Annotated in this window: 19 protein-coding genes and 1 pseudogene; 8 read left to right on the top strand and 12 right to left on the bottom strand. The window is 54.0% G+C overall.

Annotation, left to right across the window (positions count from 1 at the left end):
* Positions 1 to 8: 8 nt before the first annotated feature.
* The 4 genes from C4N24_RS09680 to C4N24_RS09665 form a co-directional block, all read right to left on the bottom strand.
* A complete protein-coding gene (locus C4N24_RS09680) occupies positions 9 to 761 on the bottom strand; it encodes an iron ABC transporter ATP-binding protein (RefSeq protein WP_112091242.1) in 753 nt (250 codons plus the stop codon).
* A 4-nt stretch (positions 762 to 765) separates the two neighbouring features.
* Entirely contained in the window at positions 766 to 1,734 is a 969-nt protein-coding gene (locus tag C4N24_RS09675) for an iron chelate uptake ABC transporter family permease subunit (RefSeq protein ID WP_112091241.1), read from the bottom strand.
* Positions 1,731 to 2,702, bottom strand: a complete 972-nt coding sequence (locus tag C4N24_RS09670; protein WP_112091240.1) for an ABC transporter permease — start codon at positions 2,700 to 2,702, stop codon at positions 1,731 to 1,733. Before C4N24_RS09670 ends, C4N24_RS09675 begins: the two co-directional genes overlap by 4 nt.
* 387 nt (positions 2,703 to 3,089) lie before the next feature.
* Positions 3,090 to 3,593 (bottom strand): CarD family transcriptional regulator, encoded by a 504-nt coding sequence (locus C4N24_RS09665; protein ID WP_112091334.1) that lies wholly within the window; start codon positions 3,591 to 3,593, stop codon positions 3,090 to 3,092.
* A gap of 400 nt (positions 3,594 to 3,993) precedes the next feature.
* Here C4N24_RS09665 and C4N24_RS09660 point away from each other — a divergent pair, with 400 nt between their 5' ends.
* A complete protein-coding gene (locus tag C4N24_RS09660; protein ID WP_112091239.1) occupies positions 3,994 to 5,394 on the top strand; it encodes an MATE family efflux transporter in 1,401 nt (466 codons plus the stop codon).
* Positions 5,394 to 5,972 (top strand): AAA family ATPase, encoded by a 579-nt coding sequence (locus C4N24_RS09655; protein ID WP_112091238.1) that lies wholly within the window; start codon positions 5,394 to 5,396, stop codon positions 5,970 to 5,972. Before C4N24_RS09660 ends, C4N24_RS09655 begins: the two co-directional genes overlap by 1 nt.
* 268 nt (positions 5,973 to 6,240) lie before the next feature.
* Here C4N24_RS09655 and C4N24_RS09650 read toward each other — a convergent pair whose 3' ends face one another.
* The 4 genes and pseudogenes from C4N24_RS09650 to C4N24_RS09630 all read right to left on the bottom strand — a co-directional run.
* Positions 6,241 to 6,591 (bottom strand): hypothetical protein, encoded by a 351-nt coding sequence (locus C4N24_RS09650; RefSeq protein WP_112091237.1) that lies wholly within the window; start codon positions 6,589 to 6,591, stop codon positions 6,241 to 6,243.
* On the bottom strand, positions 6,588 to 6,842 hold the full coding sequence (locus C4N24_RS09645; RefSeq protein WP_347475219.1) for a flavoprotein: 255 nt from the start codon (positions 6,840 to 6,842) through the stop codon (positions 6,588 to 6,590). Before C4N24_RS09645 ends, C4N24_RS09650 begins: the two co-directional genes overlap by 4 nt.
* Before the next feature lie 229 nt (positions 6,843 to 7,071).
* Positions 7,072 to 7,824 carry a carboxymuconolactone decarboxylase family protein gene (locus C4N24_RS09635; RefSeq protein WP_112091235.1) on the bottom strand — a complete coding sequence of 251 codons (753 nt, stop codon included), beginning with the start codon at positions 7,822 to 7,824 and terminating at the stop codon, positions 7,072 to 7,074.
* 2 nt (positions 7,825 to 7,826) lie between these two features.
* Positions 7,827 to 7,967, bottom strand: a pseudogene (locus tag C4N24_RS09630) (flavodoxin family protein); the annotation flags it as partial.
* A gap of 90 nt (positions 7,968 to 8,057) precedes the next feature.
* Between C4N24_RS09630 and C4N24_RS09625 the strand changes: the two are divergent.
* Positions 8,058 to 8,525, top strand: coding sequence for a MerR family transcriptional regulator (locus tag C4N24_RS09625; protein WP_112091234.1), 468 nt, complete (start codon positions 8,058 to 8,060; stop codon positions 8,523 to 8,525).
* A gap of 38 nt (positions 8,526 to 8,563) precedes the next feature.
* Here the strand turns inward: C4N24_RS09625 and C4N24_RS09620 are convergent, their stop codons facing one another.
* The 3 genes from C4N24_RS09620 to C4N24_RS09605 form a co-directional block, all read right to left on the bottom strand.
* On the bottom strand, positions 8,564 to 8,815 hold the full coding sequence (locus C4N24_RS09620) for a DUF6061 family protein (RefSeq protein WP_112091233.1): 252 nt from the start codon (positions 8,813 to 8,815) through the stop codon (positions 8,564 to 8,566).
* Between the two features lie 606 nt (positions 8,816 to 9,421).
* Positions 9,422 to 10,786, bottom strand: a complete 1,365-nt coding sequence (locus C4N24_RS09610; RefSeq protein WP_112091231.1) for a sensor histidine kinase — start codon at positions 10,784 to 10,786, stop codon at positions 9,422 to 9,424.
* Positions 10,783 to 11,502 carry a response regulator transcription factor gene (locus C4N24_RS09605; RefSeq protein ID WP_112091230.1) on the bottom strand — a complete coding sequence of 240 codons (720 nt, stop codon included), beginning with the start codon at positions 11,500 to 11,502 and terminating at the stop codon, positions 10,783 to 10,785. Before C4N24_RS09605 ends, C4N24_RS09610 begins: the two co-directional genes overlap by 4 nt.
* 166 nt (positions 11,503 to 11,668) lie before the next feature.
* Here C4N24_RS09605 and C4N24_RS09600 point away from each other — a divergent pair, with 166 nt between their 5' ends.
* The 5 genes from C4N24_RS09600 to C4N24_RS09580 all read left to right on the top strand — a co-directional run bounded on the left by C4N24_RS09600 (position 11,669) and on the right by C4N24_RS09580 (position 16,176).
* On the top strand, positions 11,669 to 12,595 hold the full coding sequence (locus tag C4N24_RS09600; protein WP_112091229.1) for an ABC transporter ATP-binding protein: 927 nt from the start codon (positions 11,669 to 11,671) through the stop codon (positions 12,593 to 12,595).
* Between the two features lies 1 nt (position 12,596).
* Entirely contained in the window at positions 12,597 to 13,346 is a 750-nt protein-coding gene (locus C4N24_RS09595; RefSeq protein WP_112091228.1) for an ABC transporter permease, read from the top strand.
* A gap of 4 nt (positions 13,347 to 13,350) precedes the next feature.
* Positions 13,351 to 14,085, top strand: coding sequence for an ABC transporter permease (locus tag C4N24_RS09590; protein ID WP_112091227.1), 735 nt, complete (start codon positions 13,351 to 13,353; stop codon positions 14,083 to 14,085).
* A gap of 388 nt (positions 14,086 to 14,473) precedes the next feature.
* Positions 14,474 to 15,457 (top strand): site-specific integrase, encoded by a 984-nt coding sequence (locus C4N24_RS09585; RefSeq protein WP_242983232.1) that lies wholly within the window; start codon positions 14,474 to 14,476, stop codon positions 15,455 to 15,457.
* A 470-nt stretch (positions 15,458 to 15,927) separates the two neighbouring features.
* A complete protein-coding gene (locus C4N24_RS09580; protein WP_097783552.1) occupies positions 15,928 to 16,176 on the top strand; it encodes a DUF6061 family protein in 249 nt (82 codons plus the stop codon).
* 83 nt (positions 16,177 to 16,259) lie between these two features.
* On the opposite strand, the gene C4N24_RS09575 is transcribed toward C4N24_RS09580, so the two are convergent.
* Positions 16,260 to 16,799: a hypothetical protein gene (locus tag C4N24_RS09575; RefSeq protein WP_112091226.1), complete on the bottom strand. Its 540-nt coding sequence runs from the start codon at positions 16,797 to 16,799 to the stop codon at positions 16,260 to 16,262.
* Between the last annotated feature and the right edge of the window lie 161 nt (positions 16,800 to 16,960).

Below are 16,960 nucleotides of genomic sequence, written 5' to 3'. Positions count from 1 at the left end.
TACTGAAATCAATAATATATCGACAAAGGCTTGCCTTCGATCTGCATGATCTCAAAGTCTACCTTGTAGATATCGGACAGGTTTTCTTTGGTGATCACTTCCTGCACGGTGCCAAACTTTGCGATTTTTCCATCCACGAAGGCGCAGATGTAGTCGGAATAAAACGCAGCATAGTTGATCTCGTGCAGAACAAGGATCACCGTTTTGCCCAGCTCATCGCACAGGCGGCGGACGATACGCATGAGGTTGGTTGCGTGGTAAATATCCAGATTGTTGGTCGGTTCATCCAGCAGGATATACTCGGTGTCCTGCGCAATGACCATGGCAATATAGGCACGCTGCCGCTGACCACCGGACAGTTCATCGATGAACTGCTCCTCAAAATCGTCCAGTTCCATGTAGGCGATAGCGCGGTCAATGATCTCGTTGTCCTCTTGGGTCAGCCGCCCGCCGGAATACGGAAAGCGGCCAAATGCAACCAGCTCCCGGACGGTCAGCTTCATCTGGACATTGTTGGCTTGGGTCAGGATGGCAAGCCGCTTGCTCAGCTCCCGGCTTTTCCAGCGCGTGATCTCCGTCCCCTCAAAATCCACAAGACCGCTGTCCCGTGCGATCAGGCGGGACAGCATTCCCATCACGGTGGATTTTCCCGCACCGTTCGGACCGATGAGGGAAAGGACTTTGCCTTTCGGAATTTCAAAACTCACGCCATCGACAACGGCTTTGCCATCGTAGCGTTTGGTGATCTCTTTTACAAACATGGTGTTATGCCTTTCTCTGGGTGAGCAGCAGATACAGGAAATACACGCCGCCGCCCACGGTGATGAACACGCTGACCGGAACCGAGTAAACGAACACCCGCTCCACCAGAAGCTGTCCGCCGATCAGAACAGCCATACCGAACAAAACAGAACCGGTGATGAGCTGGCTGTGCCGGTAGGTACGCAGGAACTGCCGGGAAAGGTTAGCAATGATAAGCCCCAGAAATGCCAGCGGGCCGACCATAGCGGTGGCTGTTGCAATGTACAGCGTGACCCCTAGCAGCAGCCGGCGGATGCAGCGGTCATAGTCCACGCCCAGATTGATGGCCTGATCTTTGCCCAGTGTCAGAACGTCCAGCAGCGCAAGCTCTTTCCGAAAGGCAAAGGCGACCAGCGCCAGAACCGCAACGGACAGTACCAGAATCGCCGAATTGACATTGGAAAAGCTGGCAACCAGATCCGTCAGCAGCGTGTCGTACTCATTGGGGTCCATCACACGGGTCAAGGTCGTCTGGATGCTGGAAAAGAACGAGGTCAGCACCGTGCCGATAAGCAGGACGTACAGAACATTGTGGTTCGTTTTCTGGAACAGATAGCTATAGATCACGGTGGCAACAGCCCCCATGATGGCGAGGTCTACCGCAAAGGCTGCGTTGGCATTGACCGCCAGAAAGCTGCCCGAACCCGCCACAAAGAACACCGCTGTGTGGATCAGCGAGTAAAGCTGATCCATACCCAACAGGCAGGGCGTGACGATGGTGTTGTTGATGATGGACTGAAACACGATGGATGCACTTCCAATGGCAAATGCCGTGATGAGCATGGCGATCAGCTTGGGCGTGCGGATGCGCATGGCGTAGGCAAATAATTTTTGGTTTTCAAAGTGGACACCCACTGTCATATAGCCCGCGCAGGCCAGCAGAACAAGAAGCAGAAGGATCAGCAGGCGCAGATGATTTTTGTGCGTTTTCATGCTGCACCTCCGGTTTTCTTGGCAGCTTTGTCCCGCCGGACTGCCTTGCGTCCATGCCGAAGCCGATACAACAGCAGCCCGACAAACAGGATACTGCCGATAACGCCAACGATCAGCTCGATGGGCAGCTCGTAGGGATAGATCACAACCCGTCCGATCATATCGCAGACCAGCACGAACACAGCGCCAAACAGAGCGGTATCCACCAGCGTTCCGCGGATCTGATCACCCTTGAACATTGCTACGATATTGGGCACGATGAGACCGATGTAGGAGATCGAGCCGACCACGACAACAACGGATGCCGTGATCATGGCAGCAATGGTCAGACCTATAAACAGTACCAGATCATACGGAACGCCGAGGTTCTGAGAAAAATCCTTTCCCATACCCACGATATTGAAGTGGTTGGCAAATACAAATGCCAGAACCACCAGCGGCACCGTCAGCCAGACAAGCTCATACCGCCCACGAATGACGGTGGAAAAATGACCGACCAGCCAGCTGGAAAGAGCCTGTGTCATTTCATATTTGTAGGCAAGATAATTGGTAACGCCCATTACGATGTTGGAGAACATGATGCCGACCAGCGGGACCATGACAACATCCTTGAACTGGATGCGCTGGATGAACCAGACAAAGACCCATGTACCCAGAACAGCACAAACGAAGGAAAAGGCAGCACGTCCCCACAGGGTAGAACCCGGTGCAAACAGCAGTGCCAGCAGAATGCCAAACTGCGCAGAAGAGATCGTTGCGCCTGTGGTGGGCGAAACAAACTTGTTCATACAGAGCTGCTGCATGATAAGCCCCGCCACACTCATGCCGATGCCTGTGCAGAGGATGGCAAGCAGACGCGGCAGGCGGGAGATCAGAAAGATCTCCCATGTTTCCACGCTGCCTGTAAGCAGGTCAGAAGGCCGGATGTCCAGCACCCCGACAAACAAAGAACAAACCGAAAGAATCATCAGCAGAACGCCGAGAAAAACAGTGGAACGATGATTACGAATGAAAAGCCCTCCTCGAGATTAGTGTAAACTAACTTTTTTTAAAAATAAAAAGAGAACGCCTGCGTGTGAAGAAACTGGTCTTACGTGTTCACACACAGCGCGTTCTGTTGAAGGGATTATATCATAAGGCATCGATGGGTTTCAAGTGGCAAACTCGCACGAAGGTTTTTCATGGCAAACTGCCATGCTTTGTTAATTCCTACAAAGTTGCTCCGATTTATATCCGCACCAAAAAGGATAGGATCGAATTTTAAAATATACGATAAAAAATGCAAAAAATAAATGCAAAGGCGATTCTTCACAAAAAGAGCCCTTGCATTTGTTGGTAAAAATCACCATGCGGCTTTAGCGCAAAACCTCCAGCAGCCGTCTGCCGGCTTCCTGCTGCGATTCCCCAAACGCCACCGCCAGCTCCTCCCGCAGGACACGCTCTACCATCTGGTAAAAGTAGGTATCCATAGCGTTGATCTTTCGGCCGCGGCTTTGCTGCTGGGTCTGTTTTTGCCCCAGCTCCTTGAACAGGGTCAGGTACTGGTAAAAATCATTGGTGTGCAGCAGCGCCTGATAGTGTTCTGCCAGCGCTGTCTGTACCCCCGCCGGGATAGCCAGCTTCTCCGCTTTGATGCGTGCAAGGTCGGCTTCTGCCTGCTGTGCCGGGGTCACTGGGCGCAGCGCCGCTTCCTTTTCCGTGGGGATATAGCTGCGGTCGTGGGAATCCGAAAAATAGGGCCGGAGGGTGTAATACTCTCTGGCAGACTCATCGCAAAAGCGCCGCAGCCCGACCCCTTCCACCTCGTGCACTCCCAGATTTCCGTAAACCACCAGCGCTCCCGCCTGAAACCGTGACATGGTATTTTCCTCGTTTCCTTGTATGGAAGGATTGCAAAAAAACAGACCTTCCAGCGTACTTTCGTTCTCTACAATATTGTACCACGGCCGGGCGGCTGGCTTCAAAGGGCATCTTCCACAAAGTTTGCCTCGTGCAATCTGCGCAGAATGCCCAGTACAATTCTTGTGCAAAATTGCCTTTGCAAATTCCCGGCGGGCAGGCTATAATAATTTCGTACAACGAGTAGCACTCATGCGTAAAACCGGTTGCATAAGGGCTGCCCGTTTTTTTATCGCAATTTTTTGCAGAAATGACTTACAAAACTGCATATTTGCGATATGCAGTTTGCGGATGTTGTCCGGGCATTGAAAGCGCAAACTGCAATGTTTGCCCCAAAATGGAAAGGTAAAGGTGAATCCCATGGAAAGTTCCAATCAGTTCCTCGGCACGGAACGCATCGGCAAGCTGATGCGGAAATACGCGATCCCGTGCATTATTTCACTGCTGGTGGGCGCGTTGTACAACATCGTGGACCAGATCTTTATTGCAAACGCCAGCTATCTGGGCTCCTACGGCAACGCCGCCAACACCGTTGTGTTCCCGCTGACGGTGGTGGCGCTGGCTATTGCGGTGATGATCGGTGACGGCTGCTGCGCTTTCGTCAGCATCAGCCTTGGTCAGAACGAAGTTCTCAAGGCAAAGCGGAGCGTCGGCAACGCAGTGGTGATGTGTCTGGTCAGCAGCATTGTGCTGGCGGCTCTCTATCTGGTTTTTGCGGATACCATTCTCGCCCTGTTCGGCGGAACGGTGAACGCCGAGACCTATCACCACTCGCAGGAATATTTCTTCTATATCACGCTGGGCGTGCCCTTTTATATGTTCGGGCAGACCATGAACCCCATTATCCGCGCGGATGGCAATCCCCGGTTTGCCATGATCTCCACTCTTGCGGGTGCGGTGCTGAACATCATTCTGGACCCTGTTTTCATTTTCAGCTTCCGCTGGGGCATGATGGGCGCGGCAGTGGCTACCGTCATCGGTCAGCTGGTCACGGCAGCGCTGGCAGTGTGGTATCTGCTGCACATGAAGATCATTCGCCCTGAAAAGAGCGACTACCGGCTGAAGGGCTCCATCTGCGGCCGTACCCTGACCCTTGGCATGACCAGCTTTCTATCCCAGATCAGCCTTGTAGCGGCAATGGCAGCCATCAACAACATGATCCGCAAATACGGCGCACTGGATGCCGTGTTCGGGCAGGAGCAGTACGCCCAGATCCCTATGGCAGTTGTTGGCATCGTGATGAAGTTCTTCCAAATCGTCATCTCCATCGTGGTGGGCATGGCGGCTGGCTGCATCCCCGTGGTGGGCTTCAACATGGGCGCCAAAAAGCCCACCCGTGTGAAGGAGCTGTTCACGAAACTGCTGCTGGCAGAAGCCACCGTGGGTGCCGTTGCACTGGTGTTGGTGGAGCTGCTTCCCCGGCAGCTCATCGCCCTGTTCGGTGCCGCCAACGAGAGCGTTTACTACACCGATTTTGCCGTGAAGTCCTTCCGCATCTACCTGTGCATGATCATTCTTGCTTGTGTCAATAAGGCGTGCTTCATCTTTTTGCAGGCCATGGGCAAGGCAGCGGAATCCACCGCCCTGTCCATGGTGCGTGAGGTGGTGTTCGGCGTGGGCTTTGCCCTGCTGCTGCCCCGGTTCTTCGGGCTGGACGGTGTGCTGTACTCCATGCCCATGTCGGATATCCTCACCTTCCTGATTGCAGGCTATCTGATCTGCAAAACCTACCGTGAACTGAGCACGAAAGGAGAAGTCTAATGGAAAAACGCATCATCACCATCAGCCGCGAGTTTGGCAGCGGCGGCAGAACCATCGGCAAGCTGGTGGCAGAACATCTGGGCATCCGGTGCTACGACGCTGAACTGATCCAGAAACTGGCTGCTGAAAGCGGCTTTGACGAAAGCTACGTCAAGGAGGCCGGAGAGTACACCCCCGGCGGCTTCCTCGCCTCTGCCTTCACCGACCGCAGCTTTGGCCCCACCAACGAGGACCTGCTCTGGAAGCTGCAGTACCGGATCATCCGGGAGCTGGCGGAAAAGGAGCCTTGCGTCATCGTGGGACGCTGCGCCGATTTTATCCTACAGGACCGCACCGACTGCCTGAAAGTCTTTGTCCACGCGGACATGAAGTTCCGGGCTGACCGCATCGTGCGGGTCTACGGGGAGCGGGAGAAATCTCCCGAAGCCCGACTGAAGGAAAAAGATAAACGCCGTGCCGCCTATTACCGCTTCTATACCGATATGAAATGGGGCGATGCCGCTAACTATCATGTCGCGCTGGATAGCGGGGTCATCGGCATTGAAAAGAGTGCGGAGATCATTGAAAGTCTTTCATAAGCTGTAATTTCCGGCAGTCTCTGAGCCGATAGCGCAAAACGCCGCCCACCTGCGTTTGATTACGCAGATGGGCGGTGTTTTTTCAATACGATTTTATGGGAAGATCCATTGTTCTCGTTTCCAAAGAAAACAAAAAATCCGAACCATTTTCCTCGGATGCAACTTCCGTCGCTTTCGCCAAACATCAGCGCCCCACAGTAGCCGCAGAACGGCTTGGTGGCAAGCATATACCCTATACGCAAGCACCTGAAAGAACATTTTGAAATTATTATATAGATTGTAGCTTTCGGATTCCAATCCCTAAAAGTACGTTGCTGATCTCCACCACCTGCAAAATTTCTTCTTTGCTGGCATTATCATAGTGTATTCCCGCTGACACGACAACCGGACAATTCACAGCCTTAAACAGTTCTTCACACCAGTGCTGACAAAGGATTCCTTCCTTGTGTCCCTCAAACTGCGTAACAGTGATATTTCCATCCGGGGCTGCGATTCCAACCGCTCCGATATGGGGCTTGTCGCCGCCATACAGACCAACCTGCACCCCGCAGTCTGTCACTGTGATTTCTGCCGTGATGGGTTTTCCACGGAACATCTGCTCATGGGTAAAATGTTTCATGGATTCATGCCCTCCCACTCATAGCTTTCCTCGTCCAGATCAAACTGACTCAGGATCCGGTTGACGGTGTGACGGGGCATATCCGCAACAGATGCCGGATGGTTATAGTAGGTCTGCATGGGCGGCAGGATGACTGCACCGTACTGACTGGCTTTACACAGGTTTTCCAGATGCAGGGTGGACAGTGGGCTTTCCCGTGACACCAACACCAGCTTGCGGCGCTCTTTCAGCATACAGTCTGCGGTTCGCAAAAGCAGGTTACGCTTTGCAAATGCGGTCCCACCCCAAACCCTGCTTAAAACGGACGAGGAGGAATTGTGTCAATTTGACACAATTCCTCCCACTATAGAGAAAACAGAGCGATCCCGACGGGGAACGCCCTGTTGTACATATCTCTGTCGTATGTGGATTTTTCAGGGTGCGTCCGCAGGGGCGCACCCTATTTTTGTTTCATCATGGTTGGGTGTACATCAAACCGCATCACTGCAACTCCTTATAGGTTTCTTCCGGCATCGGCTCGCACCACTCGTTGGAGGTGCCCTCACCGGGTACTTCCACTGCCAGATGAGAGAACCAGCAATCGGGTGCAGCACCGTGCCAGTGCTTGACCTCCGGGGGAATGTTTACCACATCGCCCGGATGCAGCTCCAGCGGCGCTTTGCCCCATTCCTGATAGTAGCCCCGGCCTGCCACGCAGACAAGGATCTGCCCGCCACCCTTTGCGGCATGGTGGATGTGCCAGTTGTTCCGGCAGCCCGGCTCAAAGGTGACGTTGTAAATGCCAACCTGTGCGGTGGACAAGGGTGCCAGATAGCTTTTTCCGCTGAAATATTGTGCAAAACCGTCGTTGGATGCACCGATGGGGAACACCATTTCACTCTGGTGCTTTGCCTTGGCATCCTCTGCTGCGTCCTCTGCCCAGACTTCCTTGGCCATGCGGAAAGCCGCCCACGCCTTGGGCCAACCTACATAAAACGCCGCATGGGTCAGGATCTCTGCAATCTCAGTCCGGGTAATACCGTTGTTTTTCGCTGCCGTCAGGTGATACCGAAACGAGGAGTCCGTCAGTCCCTGCGCCATCAGTGCCACCACCGTCACAAGGCTGCGGTCCCGGAGGGAGAGTTTATCCTCTCGGCTCCACACCTGCCCGAATAGTACCTCATCGTTAAGTTCTGCAAACTTTGGCGCAAATTCGCCCAGAGCATCCCGCCCTGCGGTCTGTTTCACTGCCATTATACATTCCTCCCCATCTCGTAAGCCTGTGCTCCACGCAGAAATTCATCGCATAGAATATCAGAGTTACCGCCCTTCCGTGGACTGCCAGACAAAATCAATACCTTCTTGCTCATAGGAACCTCCTTGACAGCGGAGTGCATCCGCATTATGATGTTGATAAAGATTGATTTTATCATACAACTTAAAGCGTACTTTAAGTCAAGGGCTTTTTGAAAAACCGGAGGTTTCAGATGATCTATACCGTAGGTGAAATGGCACAAAAGCTGGGCGTACCTGCCTCCACCCTGCGCTACTATGACAAAGAAGGGTTACTTCCCTTTGTGGAGCGTTCCTCCGGCGGCATTCGGATGTTCCGGGAAAACGACTTCGAGTGGCTGCAGGTCATCCGCTGCATGAAAAAAGCCGGAATGTCCATCAAGGATATCCGGCAGTATATTGAGCTTTCCATGCAGGGAGACGACACCATTGACACCCGGCTGGAAATGTTCCGGCATCAGCGGGAGGTGCTCACCCAGCAGATCCAGCAGTTACAGCATACGCTGGAGACCGTGGAGTATAAATGCTGGTTCTATGAAGCCGCCAAAGCCGCTGGGACAGTGGATGTTCCCGGTGCGATGACCGATGCGGATGTACCTGATCAGTTCCGTGCCATCCGGCAGGAGCTTCGGGGACAGAAGATGCCGAATATCGAAAGATAAGAAATGCCGTTCCAGTTGCTTTTGGAACGGCATTTCTCTTAATCTTCTAACCCATGGCTCCCGGTCACGGTTTTCAAGTATTTCTCCGGGTCACCGTTCAGAATCAAATCCGCATAGCCCAGCGGGTCATTGTAGATAAGGTAATCCAACTCTGATTTCTGCGACATGGTCACATCCGGTGCATCCTCGACCCCAGTGCAGTTAATGGAGATCATTCTCCCATCCCGGAGCAGCAGTTCCACACAGCCGGTGTCCATGTTGAACTTGCAGGCTCTTTCATCGTACTTCATGTTTGTGTCCTTTCCGCCTTACGGCACTCTCACAGTGGTCTGTCGTGCTTTCTTATGATAAGGTCTAGGACGTTTTTCGATGGAAGCAAGGGATTCGTCCTGTTTTCCGAAGAATACAAAAAATCCGAACCCTTCTCCTATCGGAAAAAAGTTCGGATTTTGTTGTTGTGGTGCACCTCCAGGGACTCGAACCCTGGGCCCACTGATTAAGAGAGACCAACGTGCAACAATCGTCAATTTCCAGAATTACGCAGATTCGTTACTTTTATCGTTTCACCGTAAATTTGTGTTTTGCATCCGCTGCATTCTTTGCATCCGCCATCCCCTCTTGCATCCGTTATCCAGCCGTTCCGGTGTGCAAAAATGTGCAGAGCCAAAATCAGCCCCTTAAAGCAGGCATCGGATTTTTATGCAAAGCCGGGAAAATGGCCGGGTTCGAACCCGATACGGCAGCTACGATATTATCTGTTTAGGCCAAGCATCAAATGTACATCAACAACTACGATTCATGGCAGGGATTTGGACAACTGCGATCTCTTATAAATCCGAAGCAGCTCTTTCTATGTGGACTTTTCTGGGTGGAAACACCTAAAAGGTTCACATTTTTTATTTTACCGGCAGCCAGACCGTTGCTTTTGCTCCGCGGGGGGTATTCTGCCCAAACACTGCCGTGCCGCCATGGGCGGCGGCGATCTGCTGCACTACATACAGGCCAAGGATATGGGGCGCATTTTCGGCAGGCTCCGCAGCGTTCAGTGCCACCAGAACGGCAGCTGGATAGCCGATACCGTCATCTGCCACGGTCAGGCAGAAGCGCTCCCCTACCTGCCGGGTGTGCACGGTAATGTTCACCGGCTTTGGGTTATGCCGGACGCTGTTGTTCAGCAGATTTTCCAGCAGCCGTGCCAGCAGCGCCTCATCCACCGAAAGCACTGTCTGCTCTGCTGGCTCTTCCTGTTCCAGTGTGATCTCGCAGCGCTCTGCCAGCGGGCTTTCGCAAAACTGCGCCACCAGCTGCCGGAACAGCGGCCCTGCCCGGAGGTCTTTCCGGCGCAGGGGTTGGGCACCGTATTCCAGCTTACTGGTCAGGTTCAGGTCATCAATGAGGGTGCGCAGCTTTTCGCACTGGGTACGGATGCCGGTCGCTTTCTGCCGGGAGCTGTCCGGCAAAAGTGCATCCTGTTCCAACTGCTCTGCCCAGCCTAAGATCAGCGCCAGCGGGGTGCGCACGTCATGGCTGACTCCTGCGATCCACTGGGTGCGGGCGTTGTCCCGCCGGGAAAGCATCTCATTTTTGGCTTGCAGCTGCGCCCCGGTCTGGTTCAGCTTTTCTGCCAGTTCCCCGGCAAAACCGTCGGTAGGCAGCCGGACGGTCTGCCCCTGCGCCAGTGCTTCCAGACCGTTTGCCACGGTCTCCAGCCGCTTTGCCCCCCGCCAGCTCAGCCAGAAGCAGAGAACCAGACCCAGCAGCAGCATTCCCAACGCTGCTGCCGGGAGCACCCGCACCATGCTCAGGGCAAAGTCCGGTGAGCTGTAAATGCTGTACTTCCACAGGCTCCCCTTTGGCAACCCGATGACGAACAGTCCGTAAGGTTCTGTCCAACAGAACACCGGGTAATCCGCCAGATACCAGCGGGCAAATTTGGCGATATCGCCGGGAGTGTAGGCATGGTTCAGTTCCTGCGGCAGGCCGTAGCTCCAGCGGATGTTTCCCACATCGTCCAGCACCATCGCCCACTCGTAGCCGTTCATCCATTCCTGCGGGGTGCGTTCTGCCCCAAAGGCAAGCCCTTCGGCGGTCTCCACCATGGAATCCGCGATCTCGCTGGAGGAGTATTCCCGCTGCGGCAGGCGGCAGCCCTCCTGCCAACCCAGCCAGCCCAGCACCGCAACACCGGAAAACAACAGCAGCAAAACAATGCCCACCGCCGCCAGCACATACCGCCGGATCAGGCGCACAAAGGTTTTCATGCTTCTTCCCCCTTTGTCAGCTTATAGCCAATGCCCCGCACCGTCCGCAGAAACTGCGGCGCACCGGGTTCGGCTTCCAGCTTCTCCCGCAGATGCCGGATATGTACACCCAGACTGTTCTCGTAGCCATAGTAATCTGCGCCCCAGACCGCCGCACAAAGGGCATCGTAGGTAACGATGTGTCCCCGGTTCTCTGCCAATTTCCGCAGCAGCGCCAGTTCGGTGGCGGTCAGTGCCAGCGTTTTGCCCTCTGGCAGGGTAACAATGGCATCATTCAGGTCTACGCACCGCTCCCCCAGCTGCAAAGGTGCCGGTTTTGTACGGGACAGCTCTGCCCGGTACGCCCGCTGCAAAATATGCTGCACCCGCAGCAGCAGCTCCTGCATCAGAAAGGGCTTGGTCAGGTAGTCATCTGCGCCAAGACCCAGCCCAAACAGACGGTCGGCATCCGCGTCCCGTGCAGAGAGGAACAATGCCGGGACATCCGCTTTTGCCCGCAGCGCCCGGAACAGCGAAAATCCATCCCCATCCGGCAGGTTGATATCCAGGATCATCAACTCCGGCTGTTCTGCCGCAAAGCAGGCGCGGGCAGCGGCGCAGCTTTGGGCAGTTCTGATATGGCCATATCCTGCGCCCCGCAGCTGCTCACATAGCAGTGCCAGCAGCTCGGCGTTGTCGTCCACAAGCAGGAGCTTTGCATCATAAATGGTATCCATAAGGGCAGTTCTCCTTTCCTGCCTTTACTATACCACACTTTTTTGCGCCGCAGCGGAAAACGCCTGCAAATTTAAGGGTAAATTAAGCTGCGCTTCCGGTCAGTTTAAGGCAGCGGGTGTATTCTGGCATCGTTCCGAAATCCATGAATGCGAAAGGAGACCCTTTATGAAACCTGTGATCGAGACCCATGCCCTTTGCAAAAGCTACCATGGCCGTCCGGTGGTGGATCATTTGAACCTGACTGTCCCGGAAGGCTGTGTTTACGGCTTTTTAGGCCCCAACGGTGCGGGCAAATCCACCACCATGAAGATGCTGCTGGGGCTTGTACACCCCACCGGTGGCAGTGTGGAACTGCTGGGGCACACCCTGAACGAAGCAAACCGCATTGCCCTGCTGCGGCAGACCGGCAGCCTGATCGAATCCCCCTCCGGTTATCTGCACCTGACCGCCCGAGAAAACCTTTCCATCGTGGCTGACTTGAAAGACGTGGATCGGAAGGACATCAGCCGGGTGCTGGAGATCGTGCACCTGACCAAAGACGCTGACCGGAAGGTGGGGCAGTATTCCCTTGGCATGAAGCAGCGGCTGGGCATTGCCATGGCGCTGCTGGGCAGCCCCAAACTGCTGATTTTAGATGAACCCACCAACGGTCTGGACCCGGCAGGTATTCAGGAGATGCGCAGTCTGATTGCTTCCATGCCGCAGACCACCGGAGCCACCGTGCTGATTTCCAGCCACCTGCTGGGAGAGATCGAGCAGATGGTGGATCAGGTGGGCATCCTGAACCACGGCAAACTGCTGTTCGAGGGCTCCTTGCAGCAGCTGCAAAAGCACAGCCGGGGCGGCATTCTGCTGCGGGTGCTGGACGCCCCCAAAGCCGCAGCCGTCCTGCAGCAGCAGGGAGTAAAAGCCGCTGCACCGGCAGACCAGCCGGACACCCTGCAGCTGCCCCCGCTGCCGGACGAAGCGTTGGCGGCGCTGGTCTGTACTCTTGCCGAAAGCGGCGTGGGCGTAGTTGGACTGACTGCGCAGACAAAGAGCCTTGAGGACATCTTCCTCAGCCTGACCCAGACCAGCGGGGAGGTGGCGTAAGATGGCAGCTTTCCGTGCAGAACTGCAAAAAGCCCACCGTAGGCATGACCTTGCTCTCTGCCTGCTCATCCCCGGCATTGTCGTGCTGTGGGTGGGCGGCCTTGCTCCGGCAGACCCGGAGGAGCTTGCCAACGGTTACAGCGCCCTGCTTTACAGCCTGCCCGTCATTGAAGCTATTCTGATGCCAGTGATGATGGCAGTGCTGGCCTCCCGGCTGTGGGATATGGAGATCAAAGGCAACACCGCAAAGCTGCTCTACACCCTGCAGAGCCGCCGCAGCCTGTTTGCAGGCAAAGCTGTCTTTGGGGTGCTGGAGGTGCTGTTGGTCACGGTGCTGGAGCTGGCCTGCGTTCCGGTGCTGGGGCGTGTCCATGGTTATACCGAAGCCTTTCCCACTGGGCAGCTGGTCTACCTATTCATCTGCACGCTGGCGGTGGACACAATGCTCTTCTTTGGAGAATTTCTGCTGATGCTGTGGGTGGGCAATCCCCTGCCGGCGCTCTGCGTGGGCATCGTAGGGGCGCTGGTGGGGCTGTTTTCGGCTTTTATGCCACCGCTTGCCAGTTACTTTGTGCCTTTTGGGTACTACATCCCTCTGAGCGCCTACGAAGTGGCGAACTGGGACAAGGCCACCCACACCGTCACCTACGGCACCCGCCCCTTTAACTGGGTGCTGCTGGCCTTCACCCTTGCGCTGGGCGCTGTGCTGTTTGCCCTTGCGTGGCGCAAGGTACAGGACGAGGAGGTATAAAACCATGCTGAAACGCTGTATTCTTGCGGAGAACCGCAAACTCCACGCATCCCCCATCTGGGCAATGTTCTTTGTGCTGCCCATTCTTTCGGCCACCTACGGTACTTTCAATTATCTGCAAAATCTTGAGATCCTCACCGACGGCTGGTATAGCCTGTGGACCCAGCACACCCTGTTTTATTCCATGCTCTTCTTCCCTGCCATGGTAGCCACCTATGCTGCCTACTTGTGGCGGCTGGAACATCTGGGGCACAACTGGAACCTGATCATGGCAAGCCCCGTACCGCCGCTGGACCTGTTTGCCGCAAAGTTTGCGGTGGTGACAAAGCTTGCGCTGCTGACCCACGGCTTTGTATTTGCGCTGTTCGTGTTCTGCGGCAAGGTATTTGCCCATCTGCCCGGGCTGCCGCCGGTCACCTTACCGCTGTTTTTACTGCGGGGACTGCTGGGTGCGCTGGCTGTCATTGCCGCACAGCTGGTGCTGGCCATGGTCATCCGCAGCTTTGCCGTGCCCATTTTTCTGGGGCTGCTGGGCGGCATTACCGGCATCTTTATCAGCTCCAAGGGTCATGGGCTGTTGTGGCCCTATTCCCTGATGCAACTCGGAATGAACTCCAACAGAAGTGCGGATGCTCTGGCGGGCAGCTACGGGCTGTTTGCCTTCAGCTGCATCTTCTGGCTGGGGACGATGTTCCTTCTGGCATGGCTGCTTTTACGCCGGAAGGATGTGCGGGCATAAAGCAGAAATCTGCGTATCTGCTCCTGTCAAGAGGGCTGGCACCGTCCGGCCCTCTCTCTTTTTGCCAAAGTTTCCATCGCTTTTTCTTGCAAGCTGCCGAAAACAACGCGTTCTCAAAAGTTCGCGTTCGCGAAACGTATGGTGCGTTTCCGGTCTTTCGCTGCGTATGTGCGTACATAGAAAGCCACCTGCTGCGTACGCACATACGCAGCGAAACGCCCAAGTTCTCCCTTATAGGGGGTATTGGCAAAGTGTCAGGTTGACAGTTTGCCCGGAGCAGGAGTGCAGAGAGCGCAGCCCTTTGCCCCAGTGATATGATGGGTATTATCTGACGCAAAATGGCGGCAGATCCAGCAGCTCCGCTGCTGCGCACTCTCCCGGCAAGCTGTTGAAACGGAGATTAGAAAAATCATTTATCCACGAAGTCTACACGCTGCTCAAGACCGCATTTTCCTATGCTGTGGAGTGGGACCTCATCCACAAGATTCCCCTGCCCCGTGATGCCCCCAAGGTCAATATCGAGGAGCGCACCATCTGGGACGAGAAAACCATGCTGGCAGCCTTGCAGACCATCGAGAATCCTGCCCTGCATCTGGCGGTGCACATGAGCATGATCCTTTCGCTCCGTGAGGGCGAAATCCTCGGCTTACAGCCGAGTGATCTGGACTTTGATGCCGCCGATGGGCGTGGCACCATCTCGGTCAGCAAGACCATGCAGAGAGCCAACAAGGACGCTCTGAAAAAGCTCGACCCCAAACAGGTCTACTACACCTTCCCGGACAGGCGTGAGGGCAGCAAGTCCTCCCTTATCCTGAAAAAGCCCAAGACCAAGAAATCCAACCGTGTCCTGTATATGACAAAGCCCTTAAAGGAAGAACTGCTGGCATGGCTTGAAAAGCTCAAGCAGGACGAGCAGAACGCCCCGGAGAAATACAGCAATTGCGGGCAACTGTTCCGGCTCCCGGATGGTCTGCCCATCGCGCCGGAGCTGCTGACAAAGTGGTACCGCCTGTGGAGAGCCGAGCACCCGGAGTTTGAGCAGATCGTGTTCCACGGCCTGCGGCACTCCAGTGCCACCTACCAGCTCTTGCAGTCGGACGGTGACTTCAAGTCGGTGCAGGGCAACACAGGTCATGCAACGGCATCTGTCCTGATGGACACCTACGCCCACACGCAGGACAAGCCCCGGTTGGAGCTGACCGAGAAGATCGAAGCAAACTTCTACTCCCAAGACCTGACCCCGGCAGCATCCCAGCCCCGGCAAAACGAAAAGCCGGCGGCAACAAAAATCTCCGGTAAGGAGATCCTTGAAGCCATCCGGCTGATGGACGCAGACGAACGCAGAGAATTGACGAGAGCCTTGTTCGCTTAACCTCTCTTCTTTTTATGCAAAGGAAAGCAGGCTGTGCAAGCCATGCACAGAAAAGCCCCTGATTTGGGCAAATGTGCAAACGGTGTGCAGAAAGTGTGCAGCCGCTTTCTTACATAAAGAAAGAACGTCAAATCTTACGATTTGACGTTCAATATCTAGTGCACCTCCAGGGACTCGAACCCTGGGCCCACTGATTAAGAGAGCAAGCCGCCGGTTCGTCTCAATTTATGGAAGTTTCGAGTCATCGTTATTTTCAATCAAAGCAACGTGATTTTTCACCCGGTAATTTCTGCACCCTTTGTCGAATTTTGCAGCGAAAAGCACCTTCTGCACGTTTTGAAACCGTGCAAAATCCGTGCAGAAACCGTGCACTTACTCTCTGACAAACAAAATCGACCTATCCCCCATCGACTTGACGGCATTGGTTTGAGTGGCCGCACACCAAAAATCAAGTCTAGGAGGACACTACTATGATGAAACTACTTTCCTGCCGCTACAATATGGACACCAACCGGGTGGAAGCCCGGTTTGAGGATGGCACTGTCCTTTCCCTTGACTGCATCGCCATTGAGGACGAGTACGGCAACACCCCGGCACAGCGGGCAGAACTGGATTGGCTGCTCTACAATAAGCCATTGGAGTACGCCCAGCTTGTGCTGAGTGGTGAGATTGAACACTACCTTTCACTTGGCTGCGACCATGGCAGACTGGAAGATTGACCTTTAATTAAAATATCCAAGGCAAAACAACAGCCCTCTACTTGCAGTCGTTGCAAATAGAGGGCTCATGATTAGTTAGTAGTTCAACCTATTATGGTAACCATCTGAAAATACTGATACTGGTATTCATCTTCTAATACCGCCTGCATTTCTTCCATGTATAGCGGGTCTTTCAACAGTTTGGGATGAAATGCTCGCTCTCTCCAGAGTCGGACTCCAATTTCGGGAAAAAAATATTCCGTTCCCAGTTGCAAGTCCTTTTCGTTGCAAATAACGTTGTCCTTTTTCATTAAGCTATCAATAATACACTCGGCGGCTGTATTAAACATATCCATCCCGAACAATTTTATTGATGCCACTTTAGACAAATCACGCTGGATGCCGATTTCAGCAGCTTTTCCGTTCCGATACTGCACAAGAAAGAACGAATCATTATCCATATATCGTCCGGTTATCAAATTAGGGTCATCGGTTTCCGCACAACATTCCATTTGCATTGCTTCATCAGAAGAATTCGACCACTGTTTCTTCATTTGTAGAAGAGCATTTTCTAATTCATCTGATGTCATGCCTAATTTTAATTGTCCAATTCCAATATGTGGTTCAATAATTATCTCTTTCATAACAAAACCTTATACCAAAAAGTGAGCCATACAAATGCAGCAGTTGCACATATCATCAGAACCAGTAGTATCGTACTTGCAAGTTTTTTCTCAATGGAAACTTTCTGATTTTCGCACAAGACAATTTGCTGAAGATTGTGAAATTCGGCTTCGCTGACATT

This window comes from Faecalibacterium prausnitzii, from assembly GCF_003287405.1.
GTDB classification, from domain to species: Bacteria; Bacillota; Clostridia; order Oscillospirales; family Ruminococcaceae; genus Faecalibacterium; species Faecalibacterium intestinale.
Note: the sequence above shows the minus strand (reverse complement) of the source record. Positions and strands in the feature narration are given on the sequence as shown.